Consider the following 21,955-nt stretch of genomic DNA (forward strand, 5'->3'; position numbering starts at 1 on the left):
CAGCAAGTCAATTTCGGGAGTAAACCTCTGTCTCTACAAGTCATTACCGTTCCACCGAAAAGCGGCAAACCTCCAGTGGGTGCGATCGTGTCTTTGCATGGCTGGGGTGCCAACGCGCAAGATTTGGCATCTGTAACACCTTTGTTGAATTTACCAGATTACGAGTTTTTGTTTCCCAACGCTCCTTTTCCTCACCCCCATACGTCAGAGGGAAAGGCGTGGTACGACTTTCAGAAAAATTCTTCCGGTTTGGCAGAAAGTCGGCAACTGCTGACTGACTGGCTTACCTCCTTGGAGAGTCGCACTGGCATTCCACTCGATCGCACAATTTTGAGTGGGTTTTCTCAAGGTGGGGCGATGACTCTTGATGTGGGGCTGAATTTGCCCCTGGCAGGCTTAGTTTGTCTAAGCGGCTATTTACATACGGTTTCTGAGGAGGCGACAAATCGTTCCTTTCCCCCTGTTTTGATCGTTCATGGCAGACAAGACTCGATCGTGCCTCTGAATGCTGCTATGAAGGCACGAGATACTTTATCCAGCTTGGGGGTAGCGGTGCAGTATCAAGAATTTGACATGGGGCATGAAGTTACACCGGCAGTTTTAAATGTAATGCGAAGTTTTGTGTTGCAGGTTATGTCATCTGCAAGCCCCAAAGTCCCTTAGAGAAACCTTCTCGCTGTTTTGCTGCAAATATAAATACTTATCCTGGACTGGTCTAATATAGTAGCGGTGGCTGCATCTATACCAGTAGACTCCACGCTGAATGCAAATACTGCTTGAGGGAGTAGCTCAGGATGAAAACTGTAAACATTTCTAAGCGGGATATTTCTGTTTTGACGGCAGCAGATGTAGCTGAATTGGCTGCACGTCTGGAACAAGATGATTATGCTAATGCCTTTGAGGGTTTGGACGATTGGCATTTGCTACGATCGATCGCCTTTCAGCGTCCCGATTTAGTTGAGCCTTACATCCACCTGCTCGACTTAGAAGCCTACGATGAAGCATAACAATTTTAGATTTTAGATTTTAGATTAGAGTAGACGAGTCACGATCGCACATGGCCGAAATTGATGAGCAACTCAATAGACATCTCCAACATAGAATGTAGAGACGTTGCATGCAACGTCTCTACAAGGGTTCAAGGGTTAGCACCTTTAATTTCTGGAGATGTCTATTAATCCAAAATCTAAAATCCCAAATCCTCTATTCAGACGGGTACTAATTGGTATAGGCGGCGGTATAGCCGCTTATAAAGTCTGTGAGGTCGTTTCTGCGCTGGCAAAATCAGGGGTCGAGGTGCGAGTCATCTTAACGGATGCTGCTTGTGAATTTATTACGCCTTTGACTCTAGCCACGCTTTCTCGTCATCCAGCTTTCACGGATAAAGATTTTTGGCAACCAGTACACGGAAGACCGCTGCATATAGAATTGGGAGAATGGGCAGAGGTTTTTGCGATCGCTCCGGTCACAGCTAACACTTTAGCGAAACTCGCTCACGGTTTTGCCGATAACCTGCTGACGAATACGGTGTTAGCTTCTACCTGTCCAATTTTATTAGCTCCGGCGATGAATACGGATATGTGGGAACAGGCGACGGTGCAAAGGAATTGGCAACAAGTTCTCACAGATAGAAGATATCACAGCGTTGGGCCTGGTGCAGGGATTTTGGCGTGCGATCGCATCGGTTATGGTCGCATGGCAGAACATAAAGAGATTTTGCCACACATTCAATCCTTATTGCAAACTGGCGGTAAACGAGATTTAGCAGGAAAACGAGTATTAATTAGTGCTGGCGGAACGAGAGAACACTTAGATACCGTGCGTTTTATCGGCAATCCTTCCACTGGCAAAATGGGATTAGCCGTTTCACAAGCAGCACTCCATCGAGGTGCATCAGTAACCCTGGTACACGCACCAGCTACCTGGGAAACGCCTCTAGGTGTCCGAGATGTTCCAGTTACCAGTGCGGCAGAGATGCAAAAAGCGATGTTGGAATGTTTTCCTAATGCTGATTTAATTATAATGTCAGCAGCAGTGGCGGATGTGAAACCAGCTAATTACGCTGACGAGAAATTGCCGAAAAAATTGCTGCCAACTTCTTTACCTTTGGAACAAGTGCCAGATATTGTGGCAGAGTTGGGAAAATTGAAGCAACCCCATCAACGCTTAATCGGATTTGCAGCACAAACAGGGGATATTGTCAAGCCTGCATTAGATAAATTGTGGGGAAAGAAATTGGATGCCATTGTTGCCAATCCTATTGATAAATCCGATAGCGGTTTTGGCAGCGATAATAATCAGGCGATATTTATAGATACAAAAGGACGACAGTTAGAAATTGCACCTTGTTCAAAATTAGAAATGGCGCATCGGTTGTTTGATTTTGTGCAATATGGAGGCTAAAGAGTTTTTATGACACAGGAACTTATCGATTTAAGAAATAGCATTGTAGAGGAACGCTACGCAGATGCTTTGGCTATTGTAGATGACTTGGAAGGAATGAGTAAAAAAGGCATACTGCGAAATATCAGATCTTTTTTAGTCAGAATGCTAATTCATTTAATTAAAAACCAAATCGAACAAATATTAACCAATTCTTGGGCAGCTTCAATTTCAGATTCCCTCATTGAAATTCAGGATCTGAACTTGCAAGATAACAAAGTTTCGTACTACGTGAAACCCAATGAATGGGAGTCAATACTTGTCAAAGCACTTGAAACAGCGATTCGTCAAGCAAGTGCGGAAGTGCTAAATAGAAAATTAAGTCCATATCAGCTTTCAGAGAGAGTCGATAAAACACAGATAATCGCGATATCTCAACAGTTCCTCGCTTTGACATACGAGCATTCAGACGAAACATTACCTGCGATTATAGATGAATATTTAACTCGGTTACCAGGTGGGGAGAATTGGAAAGAAGGTAGGCAATAGAAAAGCTTATAATCAAATATAAATTCCCAATCCATGACGACAAGGCAGACCTATGAATCAGGAATTAATAGATTTAAGAAATTGCATCTTAGAGGAACGTTACGCAGATGCTTTGGCACTTGTCGATGAATTAGAAGGAATGAGTAGACAAGCGATACTACGCAATATCCAATCATTCTTACTCAGGATGTTAATTCACTTAATTAAAAACCAAATTGAGCAACGATTAACAAAATCTTGGGCTGCTTCTATTCGGGATTCAATCAGACAAATAAATAAACTGAATCTCCAAGACAATAAAACATCTTATTACGTCAAACAAGATGAATGGGAATCCATGCTTGAAGATGAATTTGAGGCAGGAATTAGAGATGCAAGTGTGGAAGCTATGAATGGTGTTTACAGCGAGGAAGATCTGCTAGAGATGGTAGATAGAGAGCAGATAATCATAACTGCAAAAGAACTGTTGGATTTGACATATAAATATTCAGTAAGGGAGTTACCTGGAATTATTAACGAATACTTGACTCAGTTACCAGGTGGGGAAAATTGGAAATAAGGCAGGCGAGCAACTATAAATATTATGCTAAATCGGGATAAAAACCCCCGTTATCCATAAGTTGGGTGAAGCATTGCGGTAGAAAGGCTTTGGCTCTTGGGAATACACTTATTGCCGCAATGCTTCACCCCTAAACTTCACACTATAAATGGGGTAAATAACCCGGATTTGGTATTATGCTAAAATTGAGATGGAAAATCCCGATTGCAACTCAAAGTTATGACTCAGGAACTAATAAATTTAAGAAATTGTATCCTAGAAGAACGTTATGCAGATGCTTTGGCAATTGTAGATGACTTGGAAGGAATGAGCAAACAAGCTATTCTGCGGAATATTCAATCTTTCCTAGATAGGATAATGGTTCACTTAATTAAAAACCAAGTTGAGCAGCGATTAACTAATTCATGGGTGGCTTCGATTTCAGATTCTATTGTACAAATTAAGCGCCTGAATCTGAAAGAAAATCAAACTTCCTATTACGTTAAAGCACAGGAATGGGAGTCAATGCTTGTGAAAGCAATTGAAGCAGCTATTCGTCCGGAAAGTGTGGAAGTCCTAAATGGGAGATTAAAACCATCACAACTCTCAAAGATGGTCGATAGAACGAATTTAATCCAGGCATCTCAACAGTTGCTTTCTCTAACTTATGAACATTCAGATGAAACTTTACCAGATATCGTCGATGAGTATTTAATTCAGTTACCTGGTGGTCAAGATTGGTTTGAAGATAGATAGAAAAAAAATGAGCGATATGGCTAAGGTACACACTTGCGTAGCACCATTTATATCATGTCCGGTGTCGCCCATGATAAAACTTTCTCAGGTATGTTGTTGCGCTTCAGCGCTCTCTTAAAGAGCGCTGAAGCGCACCAACATACCAAATATTTAACTTTTGAATGAGTGACTTCCGACGAAGGCACTAGCCTCTAGCAATTTGATTCCAAGTTTGGACAAGTTGCTGCAAAGGTTGAGGTAGACGGTTTTGAACAATATCGGCGTAGCGGGTAGTACCAGCGGAGCTTGTCATTGTAACAGTAATGAAATCGGCAGCACCGTTAGGTGCAGGATAACTCAGACGGTTAAATCGAGCCAATGACTGACGCTGTAGTAAACGCTGAAACTGTCGAAGTTGTTGAGGAGAAATCTGACGAACACTGCGTTCTGAGTCGTTAGCATCTCCAATGCGAACTCGCATCAATCGCCCGTCATTGAGTAGAGTGGTTTGATAGGTGCGACCGGCAATTCCACCACTGGAAGTAGCCTGAAAAACCACACCTCTATCTAAAGGGGGTGGTAATTCACTAGCTGGAATTGGTATTGGTTTGAGATTGCCAGCAGTCATTCTCTGGCTAACCACTTCATCAATTGATTTTGGTAAATTGGTGGAGACACGCTGATTTTCTAGGCGTAAGGTTCCTCCAGTGTTATTGGTACGATAAACCCAGGTTTTGCTACCGTCAGACACGACAACGCGCCAACCTGGGACTAATGCTTGGGTGCAGATTCGATCGCGTTCGGCGATCCCCAGGCAACCATCGGGCCAAGTTTGCCGACTATACTCAGTAATTCTCAGTTTTCCAGGCGCGATTCTAGTTCTAGCAGACAAATCTTGGCGAACAGCACGAGCGACCTGAGCAGGTAGGCGGTTGGCGCGAGTATCTTGGGGAGTTTGCGAGATCTGGGTAAGACCCAGATCTGGCGATCGCCCGATCGCATCGCCTATACTCTTAATAGTCTCGCTGGTGGATTGAGGAAGAGTTTGAGGGTTAGCAAGGGCAGTTTCTAATATTGTGAAACTGGAGCCTAAAGATAAGATTCCGGCTAGAACCAAGGCAGAGAGAATCCGTTGACCCTTGGTAGTTGTTTGGTTTGATGTGGAGTGATAAGCGATCGGTTTCATGGTAAATTTCTAGAGCGAACAATATAATTGTCCCTGTGTTGCTATGCGATTTGGGATATTGCTACGTAATGCTAACGCCAACTTAGCGCCAGCGTTGCCGCAGTCATGTCACCTATGGCACGCTACGCAAGCAAATGCACCAGGGTAGATACAGAGGCTAGACGCTCAAACCCTCTTCTTTAGTTCCGTCATTTCTCAAGTGCATATATTTCGATGCGTGGCCAAAAGTTATCTTCAAAAATACTTCCCCCCTACTATTACCAGCCTCAACGATATAAGTAGCAACTGACGAAGAAGTTAAACATAAAGATATGGCAGAAGCAGCATGAGGATTCTCCTAGTAGACGATGACGAGGCTATTGCTGTTGCACTAGCTACCGCTTTAGAATCGCAACACTATGTCGTCGATGTAGCTAACGATGGAGAAAAGGCATTAGAATTTGTGGATGCCTTCCCCTACGATTTGCTCCTGCTGGATGTAATGTTACCCAAACTAGATGGTATTACTCTTTGTCAAAAGTTACGAGGATGTGGCCTCAAAGTGCCAATCCTGCTACTGACAGCGCGGGACGGGAGTACAGATAAAGTAAAAGGTTTGGATGCGGGAGCTGATGATTATTTGATCAAACCCTTTGACAGGGAAGAATTGTTGGCGAGGATTCGCACTTTACTGCGTCGGGGAAGTTCTCCTCTACTCCCTGTCCTAGAATGGAACGACTTGTGCCTAGCACCGAGTACTTGTGAAGTTACTTACAAAAACCAACCTCTGAATCTAACGCCAACAGAATATCGTCTTCTAGAGCTTTTTTTGCGTAACAATCGGCGAGTTTTCAGTTCTGGCGACTTGATCGAACACCTGTGGTCTTTTGATAACCCTCCCAGCGCAGAAACAGTCCGGTCTCATATTAAAGGCTTGCGGATGAAGCTTCGGGCTAGCGGATCGACTGCGGATCTAATCGAGACGGTTTACGGGTTGGGTTATCGCCTCAAGTCGCCATCCTCTAAAAAGAGCGGGGGGGAGACGATCCAGTCCCCAGTCCCCAATGCCCAATTCCGAAGCGAAGCGACTCTGACGGCATTAGCGGGAGTGTGGGAAAGGTTCAAGAAAAGCGTCATGAATCAGGTAGAAATCCTACAACAGTGTGCTACAGCAGCTGAGAATAAGACTTTAAGCGATCGACTGCTTAAGCAGGCAACAGTAGAAGCTCATAAACTGTCCGGTTTGTTGGGTACAATAGGTTTTACCGACGGCTCAGAGCTATCTCGCCAAATAGAACACTTGTTGCGTAATGGAGACCCTCAAGATGCCTCAAGCGCTGACAGGCTTCAAGAACTCGTAGTAGCATTACATCAAGTATTGCAGCAGCCATTGTCCCAACAAAAACTGACTGCTGTCGGCGTTGCCAATTACGATCGCGCGCTCGTGCGACGCGGTGCCAAAAACATCATGCCTTTGTCGGAGCCTCAGTTAAATGAGCGGCCTCTAATATTAATAGTTGACGGCGATTTACAACTAAGCGAACAGTTGCGCCAAGAGGCAGCCGGTTTGGGGATGGGCGTTGAAGTGGCTACCAACTTATCAGCAGCCAGACACCGAATTTCTCAACTTCATCCCGATGCAATACTGCTGGAACTGAGCTTTCCAACTACAGGTGAAAATGGTCTGACACTGTTGGAGGAATTAACTGCTTCTGCTCCTCAGCTGCCTATTATAGTCTTCACTGTGCTAGGTGATTTTAGCGATCGCCTGGAAGTCGCCCGCTTAGGGGCACGCGCTTTTCTGCACAAACCAATGCCCCCAGTGCAGGTACTAGCGACAGTAACCCAAGTGTTACAGCAGGAACAAGCCGGAGCAGCCAAGATCCTCGTTGTGGACGACGACCCCCAAATTCTGACCCTTTTAGGCATTTTGCTGGAGCCGTGGGGAATGAAACTAACCACCCTTAAAGACCCCCGCCAGTTTTGGGAAACACTGGAGAATGTGTTACCCGATTTGTTGGTTCTAGATGTAGAAATGCCGCACCTCAACGGTATAGAACTGTGTCAAGTCGTGCGTAACGACCCAGCTTGGGGCGGTCTGCCAATACTGTTTCTCACAGCTCACAACGATCCAAACACAGTCCAAAAGGTTTTTACTGCTGGTGCTGATGACTTTGTGACTAAACCGATCGTAGGCCCAGAATTGGTTACCCGCATAGTAATTCGTCTGGAGCGAGTCCGACTTCTGCGCCAGCTGGCGGAAACAGACCCGCTCACCCGATTGGCTAACCGAACTAAGTTAACTTCACACCTGGGCAAGTCCCTTCACCAGACCCAGCGCACGAATTTGCCTCTATGCTTCGCTATCTTAGATTTGGATAACTTCAAACAGATCAACGATCGCTACGGTCACGGAGTGGGAGACTCGGTATTGCGCTGGGTGGGAGGACTTCTGCTGCGATCGTTCCGTAGCAGTGAGGATATCGTAGCTCGCTGGGGAGGAGAAGAATTTGTAGTGGGAATGTACGGTATGAAGAAGGCTGCGGGGGTGGAACGGCTGACTGATGTTCTCGCCATCCTACGCCAGGAAACTTTCACCTCACCAAATGGCGCTGAGTTTGGCATCACGTTCAGTGCGGGAGTCGCCCAGTATCCTGATGATGGCAGCGACCTTCAGGCTTTATATCGCTCTGCCGATGCTGCCCTTTATCAAGCTAAAACATCTGGGCGCAACAAAGTGCTGAGTGCTTCTTGAGTGCAATGTACTATTTTGCCTCAAAAGGTTTGCTAAATCTTGGATTTCATGATTGAGTTTACTTAATTTGTACCAATGTAAGCTGTTGTAATCATTTCGGTTTTGAGTTACGATTTATTTCGCAATGTTTCGCCCTCCCACTATACATATTCTTCCGCCGCCGAATGGAGTAATATATATAACCACAGTCAGATATGTTAGGACAGTATAGAGCTATTCCCAGCAAGGCCGGGACTGTATTTGTACTCAACACTAAAGCCAAAGCACTCAGCACTTGGCTATATCAGTATGCCTATAAATCTGAAATTGAGGTTTTGGCGGTAAACGCAAAACAATCATTAACTCAGCTATACCGCTTTTGAGCGAAATTAAAGAAATTGTTGGAGAGGTCTATTGTGAATCAGGATATCACTGAGCAACAGCTGGTAGAAAAAGCCTTCTGGGAAAACCAGCGTTTCATTCAACAGATTGCCGAAGCGACACCAGCAATTTTGTATATTTATGACCTTCACGAACAACGAAATATTTATGCAAATAGACAGACGAACGAAATTCTGGGTTACTCTCCAGAAGAAATTCAAGAAATGGGCAGTGCGTTCAGCCAAAATTTAATCCATCCAGACGATTGGGTAAAATTTAGCGAAAAAGTTAAAAATTGGGACATAAGTAAAGACGGAGAAGTTATTGAAACTGAATATCGGATGAAACACAAAAACGGTGAATGGCGCTGGTTTTCGAGCCGAGATACCGTGTTTGCTTCATTCGCTGATGGTTTGCCAAAACAGATTCTGGGTACTGCGATCGACATCACCTCTAGCAAGCAGGCTATAGAGAAGTTGCGTCAATCGGAAGAGTTATATCGAATTACTCTCACCAACATTAGCGATGCCGTTTTTATTACCGATCGCACTGGCGGTTTTACGTTTATTTGTCCCAACGTAAACATCATTTTCGGCTACTCCTACGAAGAGGTAGAGAAATTTGGTTACATTTCTCATTTGCTAGGAGAAGATCTGTTCGATTACAAAGAGTTGGAAAGCTGCGGAGAAATCCATAACATCGAACGAGAAATTACCAACAAAACTGGTCAAAAACATACTTTGCTGATCAATGTAAAGCGGGTATCGATTAATAGTGGAACTGTGCTTTACGCTTGCCGCGATATTACCGATCGCAAACAAAGTGAAGTGGCACTGCACGCAAGCTCTCAACTACTGGAAGCAGTTTTTGAAAGTGCAATAGACGCTATACTGATCGCCGATGACAACGGTGAGTACCTGGCAGCAAACCCAGCTGCGAGCGAAATTTTCGGTTTGCCGTCAGAGGAAATAATTGGCAAATCTATTGGGGAATTTTTGGAGTCTGGTATCAATTTCCGTAAAGCTTGGCAAAGCTTTACGGAAAAAGGACGGAAAAGGGGAGAATTTCGCATCCGGCGTCGGGATGACACAATGCGAGATATCGAGTATAGCGCGATCGCTAACTTCTTGCCCCATCGCCATCTTTCCGTTATTCGCGATATCACCTCTAGCAAGCAGACAGAGGCCCAATTGAGCCAATACCGCGATCGCCTAGAGGAATTGGTGGAGTTACGCACCAGCGAACTCAGAAGCGCCAACGAACAGCTCAGACAAGAAATTAGCGATCGCAAACGGACAGAAGAAGCGCTGCGAGATAGCGAAGAAAGGTTTCGCGCTATCTTCGAGCAAGCGGCGGTGGGCATAGTTACAACTACTGCGAACGGGCAATATATTAGCTTCAATCAAAAGTTTTGCGAAATTGTTGGATATACACATGAAGAACTACAGACACGAACTTTTTGGGAAATTACTCACCCAGATGACATGGCTGAAAATATGGCATATCGGCAACAGTTAGTAGCAGGGAAAATCCCCAATTTCTCGATAGAAAAGCGTTATATTCGCAAAGATGGGGACGTTGTTTGGGTCTGTCTAACAGTGTCGCTGGTGCTATCTTATGCCGGGAAAATGAAGTATTTTATTGCTGTTGTACAAGATATCAGCGAACGTCAAGCTGCGCTACGCGATCGCAAACAAGCAGAAGAAGAATTAAAACAACAGAAAGAACTCCTGCAAAAAATCTTCGACCATATCCCGGTAATGGTGGACTTATTTGATATTGACGGTAAAATCAAAATGGTTAATCGGGAGTGGGAAAAGGTTCTGGGCTGGTCTCTTTTAGAGTTACAAAACTTTGACGTAATGTCCGAATTCTATCCAGATCCTGAATATCGCCAAGAAGTCTTAAACTTCATCGCCTCAGCTGACCATCAATGGGGAGACTTCAAAACTAGAATTAGATCTGGACGAATTCTGGACACTTCTTGGGCTAACGTTCTGCTTTCTGATGGCACCAATATCGGTATTGGGCAAGACATCAGCGATCGCAAACGGGCAGAGGCAGCCTTGCGAGAAAGCGAGGAGCGTTTCCGCAAAATTTTTGCCCAAGCACCTATTGGGATAGCTCTCAGTACCGCTGATGGGCAATTGTTTCAAGTAAATCAAACCTTTTGTCAGATGTTGGGATATACCGAATCCGAAATGAAAGCTCTTAATCTTAGGGATATTTCCTATCCAGCAGATCGAGAAAAAGAACTGCCCTATATTGAAGAATGTCGGAAAGGAAAAATTACCAGCTATCAATTAGAAAAATGTTATATCAAAAAAAGTGGCGACCTTGTGTTGACTAATCTGATCGGTGGGTTAATTCGCGATCGAGATAAAAATATTGTATATGCTTTAAGCATGATTGAAGACATTACAGAGCGCAAACAAATAGAACGGATGAAAGACGAGTTTATTTCCATAGTTAGCCACGAACTCCGCACTCCACTGACTTCGCTGCTCGGCGCTTTGGGATTGCTTTCAACTGGGCGTCTGGGTGCTATGAACGAGCAAGGTCAGCGTTTGCTGGAATTTGCTATGGAGGATACAGACCGCTTGGTGCTATTGGTTAATGATATTCTGGATATGGAGCGTCTGAAGTTGGGAAAAATGACTTTGAACGAACAAATTTGCGATGCTGCGGACTTGATGGGGCGAGTAATAAATCTCATGCAGCCTCTAGCTCAAAAAGCCGAAGTAACTTTATCAGTTATTGCTGATTCGGTTAAGGTGTGGGCGGATAGCGATCGCATCATCCAAGTTTTAACTAACTTACTCAGTAATGCCATCAAATTTTCCCCTCCTGCTAGTACAGTTTTCTTAAGCGCCCACCTGCGAGAAAATCGCATACTATTTGAGGTTAAAGACACTGGAAGGGGTATACCGACAGAACATCTGCAAAAAATTTTTGAACCCTTTCAACAAGTGGATGCCTCCGACTCCCGGCAAAAGGGAGGCACTGGTTTAGGTTTAACTATCTGCCGCAGCATCGTAGAGCAACATGGGGGACGCATTTGGGTAGAAAGTACCTTGGAAGGAGGCAGCACCTTCTGTTTCGATCTACCGATGCAGCCATAAGCGGCTCTTTCGTATTTACTATGTTATTTGAGCGCTTGTGCAGAGGAGCGCTTGTGCAGAGGAGCAGAGTCATAAAAATGTTATTTTTTTAAACAAAAGCAGAACAACTCCGAAAGAATCAAAAATTCGTGTGATTATTCTTATCTGCGTTTATCTGTCTTCATCTGCGGTAAAATCTTAACCAACGATGACAACAGACAATTTGACGATATCACTCATGTACTAACGATGCAACCGGACACGATATTACCTCAAAATCAAAAGAAACGATGAACATTAAGCGCGTTCTGATAGTTGATGATGAATATCGCATTCGGGAGGTGACAAAGATCGCTTTGGAGATGATGGCCGGATGGGATGTTTTGACGGCTAGTTCTGGCAAAGAAGGCTTGTTACAGGCCCAGGTACAGCAACCAGATGCTATTCTTTTAGACATGATGATGCCCGATATGGACGGAACCGCTACTTTGGTTGAACTGCAAGCCAATAGCGCCACCCGTTATATTCCTGTGGTTTTGCTGAGTGCTAAGGTGCAAATTAACGATCGATCGCAGTTTGCACCGTTGGGGGTAAAGGCAATCATTCCTAAGCCTTTCGATCCCCTGAAATTAGCCATCCAAATAGCAGAGGCTTTAGGCTGGGAACCTTAATATTGAGTTTTGCCAAGAAAGTGCGATCGCCTGTGGTAAGCTGAGCGATCGCACTTCATCTCATATCGCGTCCGGTTGCATCGGTAGTGCATGAGTGATATCGTCAAATTGTCTGTTGTCATCGTTGGTTAAATTTTTACCGCAGATGTAGGCGAAGCCTTCCCGTAGGGTAGACAGATTAACGCAGATTAACGCAGATAAGAAGAAGAACATGAATTTTTTAGGTAATCGATGCGTAAGGACATGATATCAGCCAAAGTTAGTACGTCTAATATTGTTATCCAGAAATATGGTAAAAAGTTTTTTCAAACGCTTTCTTATAGCCTCTAGAGTTAGGCTTTCCTCTTATAGCCGCCACTTGAGTCATCAGCTACAGCTTCAAAAGCGCAGATGGTTTGCCCTCTCGATCGCATTTTGCATCATAATTGCAGCAATAACACCCCGTATCTCTTACTCTGAGACGATATCTAGCGACATCCAAGGACATTGGGCGCAACCCTGCATTGAAAAGCTAATCCGGCAGGATATCATTACTAGCTACGAGGATGGAAGCTTTCGACCCAATTTGCCAGTAAAGAGGGCTGAATTTGCAAGGATGCTTGACAAAGCTTTCCCCAATGCACCTAAAGTCCGCAACCCTGTTCAATTTGCCGATATTCCTTCAAATTATTGGGCAGTTGGTGCAATTCGCAGGACTTATCAAGCCGGATTTCTTTCCGCTTATCTTGGTGAAATTTTCAACCCACTCAAAAAGATTTCGCGAGAACAACTGCTGGTGGCTTTGGCGAGTGGCTTAAAGTATTCGCCCATTCAGCCGGTAGATAAAACTTTAAATGCAGTTTTTGTAGATGCCCAGGCAATTCCCAATTATGCCCGTCAGGCAGTAGCCGCTGCAACCGAAAAACAGCTAGTCGTCAATTACCCCGAAGTCGGCACACTCAACCCCAATCTGTTGGCGACGCGAGGAGAAGTATCCGCTTCCTTGTGTCAAGCATTAGGGTATTTTGGATTAGTACCAGAGGAGTATATTGCTGTAGTTGAAACGCAAACATTATTACCGACAACGCCATCAACAACATCACCTCCAACATCACTGCTAAAAACATCGCTGAGTACATCAAATTCGGAGATCCGAGGCGTTTGGCTGACAAATATAGATAGCGACGTGCTGTTTTCGCGCGATCGCCTCACCAACGCCATGCAGCGCTTGCGAAATCTCAACTTCAATACGGTATATCCCACAGTTTGGAACGGCGGTTATACCCTCTATCCTAGCCGCGTAGCACAACGAACTTTCGGGCGATCGATCGACCCAGAACCCGGTTTGCAAGGGCGAGATATGCTCAAAGAAATTGTCGAATCAGGGCATAAAAACGGTTTAACAGTCATCCCCTGGTTTGAATTTGGCTTCATGGCACCAGCTAATTCCAAATTAGCCAAACGTCACCCCGACTGGCTAACTCAGCGTCGCGATGGCACAAAGGTTTGGAAAGAAGGGATAGAAGAACGGGTTTGGCTCAATCCTTTTCACCCAGAAGTACAGCAATTCATCATAAATTTAATTACCGAAATTGTTAGCAACTACGATGTAGATGGAATTCAATTAGACGATCATTTCAGCTTACCAATTGAATTCGGTTACGACAATTTTACAGTCGCCCTATACAAGAAAGAACTCCCTGGTTTTTCTCCTGACGATAATCCCAGCGAAACCTATTGGGTACGCTGGCGAGCGGATAAAATAAACGACTTCATGACCAAGCTATTCCGTGCTATCAAAACTAGCAAACCAAACTGTATTCTTTCTGTGTCTCCTAATCCGCTACATTTCTCTTTACCGGCGCACTTACAAGATTGGTTTACCTGGGAAAGACGCGGTTTAGTGGAAGAAATTGTCTTGCAAGTGTATCGAGACGACCTCAAACGTTTTATTACTGAATTGGAACGCGCAGAAGTGCAGTTGGCTCAAACTCATATCCCTGTAGCTGTCGGCATTATGAGTGGACTAAAGAATAACTCTGTTTCCATCGAACAAATTAAAACTCAAGTTCAGGCAGTTCGCGATCGCGGTTTGACTGGAGTGTCGTTTTTCTTCTATGAAAGTCTCTGGAATTGGGCAAAAGAAACACCGGCAGAGCGCGAAAATGGATTGAAATCCCTTTTCTCTGTGCCAGTGTCAAGACCCAATATTTTGCAAGGTGGCCAGCCGCCCAGCAGTAATGAAGGATTAATATAATTTCAGATTTGAGATTTTTAATTTTAAATTAAAAATCTCAAATTTAAATTCTGAAATTCATAGCGATCGCCACTTCTTGAATCTTTGTACTGGATGAGGGAATTGTATTATCCAACTTGACTACAGAACCAGAAGTATTTGTTAGATAAATCCAGCGTTTTTGTGTGCTGGCTACCGTTACTTGCCAACCGGGGACTAGCGCCTGGGAACACCAGACGTCAGAGTCAGCGATATTCAGACAGCGATCGAACCAAGTCAGCTGTTTAACCTGCACTATCCGCAGCGCAGATTTTGGCAACGCCTCACGCTGGGACAAGTCCTTTATCACAGCATCTTTCACGGATACTGACAAACTTGTGTTAGTCTGTGATGACTCAGAGACAGCAACAGCGGTATGGGACACCGGCTGTCTAACGCCGAAGTACAAGGCGCTAGTCAACAGCAAAGCTAAGAAAAAAGGACGTGGTTGCTTAGCTGTTTTATTTAAGGTGGCTGCGGGAGATCCTGTGGTGGTAATTTCTTCCATAGCTAGCCTCGCAAGTGGATGCTGTCAGCGGAAAGGGTACTCAGATGTGCTACTACACTCCGATCCTTAAAGACTCCGGAAAACTTGAAATTTTTCTTCAAAGGTTGAGCTTGAGATGCTTTTGCACAATGCCTTTACCTCTGACGGAAAAAGATTTTCCTCGTCTCGCCTTACCCAAACGCAAACAGCTTTATTAGAACCAGACACTTGCACCCTGCGAGTTATTAATGCAAATAATTTTTATTTGCTACGCTTCTATAAGTCGAATAGCCCTAAGTTTAGCTGGTAAGCAGGAGGCAGAGCCTCCCTTAACTTAGCGCCATTCTCTATAAGCCTTCTTAAATACTAATTTCCTACATAAATGCCCTTTTTCAAACCCAGAAAATACTGAATTTAATGTTATATATGATACTTAATTTATTACAGATTGTAAATTTTGCTACAAGGTATATCATCGTAAGTCCGGCATAAGTTGCGATCGCACGAACTGCCTGAACTTGTTGCTAAGTATAAATATCGTGAGCATCTGCTTACCAGCAGTAGTTTAACAAACTATCTACCACACTAAGCTTTACTTTTCGTATATCTCCAGAGGTAGATCGTCTGGATCTTTAAAAAAAGTAAATCGCTTGCCAGTAATCTCATCGATTCTGATATTTTCAACCTGCACGCCGTGGGATGTTAAGTGACATGACCCCGACCTAAAGGTACGGGGCTTCTAAGAATTACTTCAAAGATTTCCTAGTTGCTCCCTTGCGGGTTTTTGACTTTGACCTAGACTGAGGTATCTCAGTCCCTGGCAAACCGTCTGCATAGGCGTTTTGGATTCCGACGTGTCCCGCCGTACTAATTAGTTCTATTCCTCTATTTCTAATTACTTGTCCACTTGCCACATCTCTATCGGCAATGAATCCACACTTTTGACAATGATGTACTCTAACGCTCAAATCTTTTTTGACTGTTGCACCACACTCAGGACACTCTTGAGAAGTCCCCCTAGCGTTGACTTCCCCAAAGAATTTACCACGCTTCCAACACACGTACTTGGTGATAGTTCGGAATTGCCCAAAACCAGCATCAAGCATCTGTTTACCAAGCATCCCCTTAGCCAAAGTTCGGTAATCCAAGTCTTCCATGAAGACCATATCACCAGCGTCACAAAGGGCGTGAGCCTGCTTGAAGTGAAAATCCTTGCGGGTATTGTCAATCGTGTGGTGGATTCTAGCAACTTTAATGCGTTGTTTCTCGTAATTTTTAGACCGCTTCTTTTTCCTAGACAGTCTGCGTTGCAGCAATTTCAGCTTGAAGAGCATCACTTTCAGAAACTTAGGCGATTTTACAAGAACTCCATCGCTAGTTGACAAAAACTTTTCAAGTCCAACGTCTACCCCAATTGGATGTCCATGTGGCATAGGATTGGGAACGTTAACATCACATTGGATATTGATGTCAGCGTACCATCTATCAGCCTTGTTAATTATCCGAACCTGCTTAACCACAAATCCGCTTGGGATTGCGCGATGCAAGTTAATTGGAATCAGCCCCAGCTTTGGCAAGGTAATATTTACCCCCTGCACTGGATTCTGTTTAAACTGGGGAAACAACAAAGATTTAAATTGCCCAAACTTTTTAAATCTGGGGAATCCATGCCCAATTTTTTGAAACCCATCCCATGCTCGGTGCAATTGTTTGATGGCTTGCTGCAAAACTTGGCTCGGTACTTCGCCCAATCGGGGAAACACCTTTTTAGCGTTTGGCAATGCATTAAGCTGCTTCACTTCGCTAGGGAAAGGACTGTCAGCAGCCATGATGTACTCATGGACAATCGAGCATCTGTCAACCATGCATTTCCGACTATTACACCAATCCTTAATTTCTCGCAGCCCATAGTTATAGGCAACGCGACAAACATCCATCCACTCTTTGAGTGACTGCTCTTGAGTGATGTTGGGATAGATTCGATAGCGGTAATTCATGGTTAGCATTCCACTATTTTAACATATTTAGTGGCAGATGCAATGCTAGTAAATATAAAGCCGTCCTGGAAGGACGGGGTTTTAAACCCAATTTTTCGATAAGCGACAGATTCATCGATATCATCAACTTCAAAAGATAAATGTCTCAGACCGCAAGCTTCAGGGGTATTCGGTCGTTTAGGAGGGTTAGGAAATGAAAAAAGCTCAATTTGGTCGCCGTTACCGACTCTCAAGTCCAATTTGTACGAATTTCTTGCGGATCTGAAAGTTTCTTCAATAATGGAAAATCCTAAAATTTCTACATAGAATTTTTTAGATTTTTCATAGTCAGAGCAAATGATAGCTATGTGATGGATTCCTGTCGTTTTCATCCCTGTCTTGCCTGTAATCCCTACTCTCCATTTCGGATTTTTGCATGAATTGCTTCATTCCCTCAATACCAAGGGCTTTCGTCAGCGCCTCTGTTCCCATTTGCCTAATCTGTGCTTGAGTCAGGTTGGTCACATCGATCATTTTTGTGAATTTAGGAGGAGCCGCATTTGAACTTTCAGCCTGTTGTCGGCGACGCTCTTTGATTCTGCCAGCGATCTCCTCGAACGTGGGATTTCCCAGCAATTTATCTCTGTCTCGCGTGTAATCCCCACTACCCATCTCGAATTGCTGCATGAATCGCGCCATTCCCGCAGGGCCAAGAGCTTGACTGAGCGCGTCTATTCCCAGTAATCTAATGTCCTCTAGAGTCAGCTTACTCACGTCTATCATTTGTTACCGACTAGGGGAAGAAGTGTTTAGAATCAAGGGTTTCGGGAATTGAGAATGTCCTAACCGCCTTGGCGGTTGCTATAAATTAAAAACGCCAATCTCTGTTCCTGGGAATTTTACCTTCGTGTATGAAATCCAAAATTTGAAATTATTTTATTTTTTGACAGGTTTTGGTTGCTGACCGGGTAAGGCAGGTAAACCCATTTGGTGCCAAAACCGATCGAAACTCGCAGGTTGAACAAAACGCCATGCTACTAAACCTGCTGCTGCAACCACAATCAACGCCACCGCACCGCCAATCAGACGAGACAGCAAACCACCTCCAGCGCCTCTTCTGCCAGATTGGGAAGGCGTGGCGCTAGAGGCTGATGCAGGCCCTGCCATCGTCGGTGCAGGACTTGTTGGAGCAGAACTCTGCCTATTTCCAGCAGCTTTTACTTGTCCGTTTCCCTGCACTCCCTCCGAACTGCTGAAGATTTGCAGTTGCTGAGTCACAGCTGGCGGTCGCTGTTCGGTTCGCACCCACTGCAAAAGTGCTGCCGCCGTGATGCCGCAAAGATTGGGCGTACCCAAAGATGGAATCCGTTGCAGTATGGGCTGAGTATTAGATACGAAAACAACCAGATTATCGCTATTTTCTTGGGCGAAACCGTAGGTACATTGAGCAACCGCCACTACCAATCTGGCTTGTTTGCTCATGTTTGAACCGCCGGGTGGAGTGAAGGCGGGATGGGTTGCATGAGCATTAGTCAGTTGCCAACCGCTATTGGGGAAAAAGCGCAAAAACTCTCTAGCGGTTTTCTCCGCTTCAGGTTCTGGGGCGCGACCGGAGAGAAATTCAATCTCTTCATAGACCACTTGCGGTAGATAGCAGGCTCCTATGCGCGAGTACTCCTGCCATTCGCGGGTGCTTTTGCCCATCAAGGCGCTGTGGTCTAGAAGAACTAGAACGGGCGGTGGTGTAGGCATAACCGTCACTAAAGAATTTTAGATTTGAGATTTGAGATTTTAGATTTTAGATTTGAAATCTGAAATTTTAAATCGGAAATCTAAAATCCATTATTAACTCCAATTCCCAGACGCCCTGCCAATCCCGGCGATAAAGGTATGAGAGTTGCTAGAGCGAGGAACAGAGCTAACAAAGCCAAGGCGGCTCGCGCATCATCGGGTTCGGTAATCTCATTTAGGCTGGGACGCTCTAAATCCCTTTGTAGGAACACTATTACAATTGCCCAGTACATGGCAAGGGGATTTCCTAGAGATACAAGCGCCAGCAGGATTAAAGTTGCGATCGTCGTTCTGCCAGCCACTTTGCGTCCGTAGATAGCCATCACAATTCTACCGCCATCCAACTGTCCGGCTGGCATCAAGTTTAGCGCTGTAATTACCAATCCCAACCAACCAATGATTGTCAGCGGGTGAACATCCACCAAAGACTGTTGCAAGGCAGAACCCAGGACAACTCGCGCCAGGGTTCCCACCAGAATCGAGCCTTGGAAAAATTCAGCTGGAACTTGAAACAAACTACCTTGATGAGAAAGTAACAAGCCTCCAATCAGCATCAGTAGGGATACAATTCCACCAGCAGCTGGCCCTGCTAAAGAGATATCAAACAAGACGTTTCTGTTGAGCAGGAGAGATTCAAAGCGGGTGATCGCACCAAAGGAGCCTATTTGTAAAGTGGGTAGAAAATAAGGCAGACTTAAGCGGATTTGGTGACGCCTTGCTAGAAGCCAGTGACCGATTTCATGAGCTGCCAAAACAGCTAAGATTCCCAAAGCGATCGGCAGGGTTTCTGTATACCGACTGGGATTTTGGTATAAATCGAAGCCCAGCAGCATCCCAGAAGTGCTTAAACAGGTGGTAATTGTCACCACCATGAGGACGATCGCCAAGATTTTTTGGTTTAAACTGGCCGGTTTAGGGTCATTGCGGCTGGGTAATATTACAACTGTAGGCTTACCTTCTGGATTTTCGATCAAAAATAGCCGATAGCGATCGCCCAGTCGTTCCTGCAAAGCAGCTGACAACCGCGTATGGACTGCTTGAGCTTCTCCGCGCAGGTTGCCTTTGAAGACAGCGCCTTCCTGGTAGGGAATCGTTTCTGTGGCAAAGTAGGTATCGATGCCAAAAATCCCTTGAATCGTCTTGAGATCTTCTTGGGGAATCGGGATCATCTCCATTTTCAACTGCGCTAACTCAGGTTGTGCCGTTTCATTCGCTGTCTGGGCCCTTCGAGCTGTCTCTTCTGTGGGGCTTGCTTCGCGATCGACATTCGCCATCTTCGAGGCACGTTCTTGCCGGATGATATCGTTACCTGCCGATCGCAGTAGCCTACCCAGGTAGATATACAGCCCAGCCGAAACCACCAACATCAATATAATACTGACCAGGTTGAGGTAAATGCCTACGGCGAACAAGCCAAAAAACAACAGCCAGGGAGTCATCAGCGCCACCGACTGCAACCAGGCTAAGATTCCCAGTTTCCCAAAAGGCTTGGCACGGTACAATCCCCAGCCCAATATACCGAAAGTGGCTAGCAGAATTAGTGCTAATACAGAAGTCTCCGATCCAGTGAACATTTCCAAACCTTTGCTAGTCAGACAAACCGCCCGATCGAGTGGGTGCGATCGCCGCACTCCTCATTTTGACACTCTCAGGTCTAAAGACACTTTAGGATGTGGAACTTTCTCTATCATTCTCAACAGAGCCATAACGGCAGTGAAACGTCTAGAAGATTTTTTGTTCCGCTTCTAGACAGTAGGAATGACAGTGCTAAGGCTATGGTGGACAATGCCCACTCTACTGTTTTTGAGAGCTTTGTACGGCTTGTCTGAGATTGCCTTGATTTTCGGTAAGGAGACTTTCTGCTTCTTCCTTGTCTAAATCCGTCCAGTGCATCAGCAGAGCTAGTTTTACCGATCGCCCACTTTGTTCTAACAAATACCCGGCTGCTTCGCGACTGAGATCGGTAAGATCTTGGAGAATACGCAAAGCGCGATCGCGTAGCTTAGTATTCGTAACCGCTACATCCACCATGCGATTGCCGTAGACTTTGCCCAACTTTACCATCACGCCGGTAGATATGATGTTCAAAGCCATCTTGGTCACCGTCCCAGCTTTGAGCCGCGTGGAACCTGCTAAAATTTCCGGGCCAACTACCAGGCGAATATCGATATCGGCATTAGTGCTAACTTGTTCGGCTGGTACGCAAGCCATGAAAATAGTGGTAGCGCCCCTAGCTTGAGCCGCCTGCAAAGCGCCTTGAACAAAAGGAGTCGTTCCTCCCGCAGTAATTCCCACTACCACATCTAGTTGGGTGATATGTCGCTGAGCGATCGCACTTGCGCCATCCTCGGCTAGGTCTTCCAAATCCTCCGAACTGCGGATTAAAGCACCAGCACCACCCGCTATAATCCCCTGTACCAGTTCCGGCGGACTGCAAAACGTGGGCGGACACTCGGCTGCATCCAAGACCCCCAGACGCCCGCTAGTACCCGCTCCTACATAAAACAGGCGTCCCCCTTGACGTAATGACTCGGCTGCGATATCGATTGTCTTAGCCAACTCAAAGCGGGCTTGAGCGATCGCGGCAATAGTTTGGGCATCTTCGCGGTTGAACAGTTCCACCAACTCCAGGGAACTTAGCTGGTCTAAATTATGACTGTTGGGATTAATCTGTTCGGTGAGAAGATGACCGCGTTCCTCAAGGTTTTTCATAGTAGTCCTTCTAACTGGCGGCGAATGCGATCGAGTTCAGTTTCGGCGAGGTCAGCTTTAGTCTCCTCCGGTTGCCAATCGGTTTTTTCTAAATTCGTTTCCGGTGGAGCTAATAATAAACGATCGGATGTTCCTTCGGGAACAAAACCTGCCGGGACAAACACCCACTCATAATCAAGTTCTTGGATGTCCTCTTTCTCCATTCCCTCAACCGTCGGAACCATAAAATCTTGAGCTTCCAGCAGCAGCGCATAGCGAGTGGCGTCGTCCTCTGACTCAAACATCAATACTACATTGCGATCGCCAATCTGAAGGCTGTGAATACCCTCATTTTCCTTCCGAACGTTATATAACAGTACAAACACACGCATGAGAGCCACTTTATTTCGATCGTCGTTATTTATTTTATTAGGGACTAGGGGCTATAAAAGTCAAAAGTCACTCATTCAAAAGTCAAAAAGGGCAGAGGGGCAGAGGGG

21 protein-coding genes are annotated in these 21,955 nt (G+C 45.1%); 11 read left to right on the forward strand and 10 right to left on the reverse strand.

Going from position 1 to position 21,955, the window contains the following annotated elements; all coding sequences use genetic code 11:
* Nucleotides 1–27 precede the first annotated feature (27 nt).
* From LAY41_RS21945 to LAY41_RS21970, 6 genes are all read left to right on the forward strand, one after another.
* A complete protein-coding gene (locus LAY41_RS21945) occupies nucleotides 28–663 on the forward strand; it encodes an alpha/beta hydrolase (protein ID WP_249103016.1) in 636 nt (211 codons plus the stop codon).
* A gap of 131 nt (nucleotides 664–794) precedes the next feature.
* Nucleotides 795–1,007: a protein IsiD gene (gene isiD / locus LAY41_RS21950; RefSeq protein WP_249102909.1), complete on the forward strand. Its 213-nt coding sequence runs from the start codon at nucleotides 795–797 to the stop codon at nucleotides 1,005–1,007.
* Nucleotides 1,008–1,167: 160 nt separating this feature from the next.
* Complete coding sequence (gene coaBC, locus LAY41_RS21955) at nucleotides 1,168–2,403, forward strand: bifunctional phosphopantothenoylcysteine decarboxylase/phosphopantothenate--cysteine ligase CoaBC (protein ID WP_249102911.1); 1,236 nt, start codon at nucleotides 1,168–1,170, stop codon at nucleotides 2,401–2,403.
* A gap of 9 nt (nucleotides 2,404–2,412) precedes the next feature.
* Complete coding sequence (locus LAY41_RS21960) at nucleotides 2,413–2,931, forward strand: DUF29 family protein (RefSeq protein WP_249102913.1); 519 nt, start codon at nucleotides 2,413–2,415, stop codon at nucleotides 2,929–2,931.
* A gap of 52 nt (nucleotides 2,932–2,983) precedes the next feature.
* Nucleotides 2,984–3,490 carry a DUF29 family protein gene (locus LAY41_RS21965; protein WP_249102914.1) on the forward strand — a complete coding sequence of 169 codons (507 nt, stop codon included), beginning with the start codon at nucleotides 2,984–2,986 and terminating at the stop codon, nucleotides 3,488–3,490.
* Nucleotides 3,491–3,709: 219 nt separating this feature from the next.
* On the forward strand, nucleotides 3,710–4,225 hold the full coding sequence (locus LAY41_RS21970) for a DUF29 family protein (RefSeq protein WP_249102915.1): 516 nt from the start codon (nucleotides 3,710–3,712) through the stop codon (nucleotides 4,223–4,225).
* A gap of 184 nt (nucleotides 4,226–4,409) precedes the next feature.
* On the opposite strand, the gene LAY41_RS21975 is transcribed toward LAY41_RS21970, so the two are convergent.
* On the reverse strand, nucleotides 4,410–5,390 hold the full coding sequence (locus LAY41_RS21975; RefSeq protein WP_249102916.1) for a hypothetical protein: 981 nt from the start codon (nucleotides 5,388–5,390) through the stop codon (nucleotides 4,410–4,412).
* A gap of 325 nt (nucleotides 5,391–5,715) precedes the next feature.
* Between LAY41_RS21975 and LAY41_RS21980 the strand changes: the two genes are divergently transcribed.
* From LAY41_RS21980 to LAY41_RS21995, 4 genes are all read left to right on the forward strand, one after another.
* Entirely contained in the window at nucleotides 5,716–8,124 is a 2,409-nt protein-coding gene (locus LAY41_RS21980) for a response regulator (RefSeq protein WP_249102917.1), read from the forward strand.
* Nucleotides 8,125–8,318: 194 nt separating this feature from the next.
* Nucleotides 8,319–8,486 carry a hypothetical protein gene (locus tag LAY41_RS21985; RefSeq protein ID WP_249102918.1) on the forward strand — a complete coding sequence of 56 codons (168 nt, stop codon included), beginning with the start codon at nucleotides 8,319–8,321 and terminating at the stop codon, nucleotides 8,484–8,486.
* Between the two features lie 33 nt (nucleotides 8,487–8,519).
* On the forward strand, nucleotides 8,520–11,606 hold the full coding sequence (locus tag LAY41_RS21990) for a PAS domain S-box protein (protein ID WP_249102919.1): 3,087 nt from the start codon (nucleotides 8,520–8,522) through the stop codon (nucleotides 11,604–11,606).
* A 269-nt stretch (nucleotides 11,607–11,875) separates the two neighbouring features.
* Nucleotides 11,876–12,256, forward strand: coding sequence for a response regulator (locus LAY41_RS21995; RefSeq protein WP_249102920.1), 381 nt, complete (start codon nucleotides 11,876–11,878; stop codon nucleotides 12,254–12,256).
* Here the strand turns inward: LAY41_RS21995 and LAY41_RS32375 are convergent.
* The gene (locus LAY41_RS32375) at nucleotides 12,253–12,378 is read right to left on the reverse strand and encodes a hypothetical protein (RefSeq protein ID WP_275974331.1); all 126 of its coding nucleotides are present in this window, start codon (nucleotides 12,376–12,378) and stop codon (nucleotides 12,253–12,255) included. The two genes, LAY41_RS21995 and LAY41_RS32375, sit on opposite strands and share 4 nt — an antisense overlap.
* A 167-nt stretch (nucleotides 12,379–12,545) precedes the next feature.
* Between LAY41_RS32375 and LAY41_RS22000 the strand changes: the two genes are divergently transcribed.
* Nucleotides 12,546–14,492, forward strand: a complete 1,947-nt coding sequence (locus LAY41_RS22000; protein ID WP_249102921.1) for a glycoside hydrolase family 10-like protein — start codon at nucleotides 12,546–12,548, stop codon at nucleotides 14,490–14,492.
* Between the two features lie 43 nt (nucleotides 14,493–14,535).
* On the opposite strand, the gene LAY41_RS22005 is transcribed toward LAY41_RS22000, so the two are convergent.
* The 8 genes from LAY41_RS22005 to LAY41_RS22040 all read right to left on the reverse strand — a co-directional run bounded on the left by LAY41_RS22005 (nucleotide 14,536) and on the right by LAY41_RS22040 (nucleotide 21,847).
* Complete coding sequence (locus LAY41_RS22005; RefSeq protein ID WP_249102922.1) at nucleotides 14,536–15,018, reverse strand: hypothetical protein; 483 nt, start codon at nucleotides 15,016–15,018, stop codon at nucleotides 14,536–14,538.
* 725 nt (nucleotides 15,019–15,743) lie between these two features.
* The gene (locus LAY41_RS22010) at nucleotides 15,744–17,003 is read right to left on the reverse strand and encodes an RNA-guided endonuclease InsQ/TnpB family protein (protein WP_249102923.1); all 1,260 of its coding nucleotides are present in this window, start codon (nucleotides 17,001–17,003) and stop codon (nucleotides 15,744–15,746) included.
* Nucleotides 16,997–17,365 carry a VOC family protein gene (locus LAY41_RS22015; protein WP_249102924.1) on the reverse strand — a complete coding sequence of 123 codons (369 nt, stop codon included), beginning with the start codon at nucleotides 17,363–17,365 and terminating at the stop codon, nucleotides 16,997–16,999. Before LAY41_RS22015 ends, LAY41_RS22010 begins: the two co-directional genes overlap by 7 nt.
* Nucleotides 17,322–17,756, reverse strand: a complete 435-nt coding sequence (locus tag LAY41_RS22020; RefSeq protein WP_249102925.1) for a hypothetical protein — start codon at nucleotides 17,754–17,756, stop codon at nucleotides 17,322–17,324. Before LAY41_RS22020 ends, LAY41_RS22015 begins: the two co-directional genes overlap by 44 nt.
* 153 nt (nucleotides 17,757–17,909) lie before the next feature.
* Entirely contained in the window at nucleotides 17,910–18,725 is an 816-nt protein-coding gene (locus tag LAY41_RS22025; protein WP_249102926.1) for a PIN domain-containing protein, read from the reverse strand.
* 80 nt (nucleotides 18,726–18,805) lie between these two features.
* Nucleotides 18,806–20,338, reverse strand: a complete 1,533-nt coding sequence (locus LAY41_RS22030; RefSeq protein ID WP_249103018.1) for a site-2 protease family protein — start codon at nucleotides 20,336–20,338, stop codon at nucleotides 18,806–18,808.
* Between the two features lie 220 nt (nucleotides 20,339–20,558).
* Entirely contained in the window at nucleotides 20,559–21,476 is a 918-nt protein-coding gene (gene murQ / locus LAY41_RS22035) for an N-acetylmuramic acid 6-phosphate etherase (RefSeq protein ID WP_249102927.1), read from the reverse strand.
* Complete coding sequence (locus tag LAY41_RS22040) at nucleotides 21,473–21,847, reverse strand: DUF3110 domain-containing protein (protein ID WP_249102928.1); 375 nt, start codon at nucleotides 21,845–21,847, stop codon at nucleotides 21,473–21,475. The genes murQ and LAY41_RS22040 overlap by 4 nt, the downstream gene beginning before the upstream one ends.
* Between the last annotated feature and the right edge of the window lie 108 nt (nucleotides 21,848–21,955).

It is taken from the genome of Argonema galeatum A003/A1, assembly GCF_023333595.1.
Classification (GTDB): Bacteria; Cyanobacteriota; Cyanobacteriia; order Cyanobacteriales; family Aerosakkonemataceae; genus Argonema; species Argonema galeatum.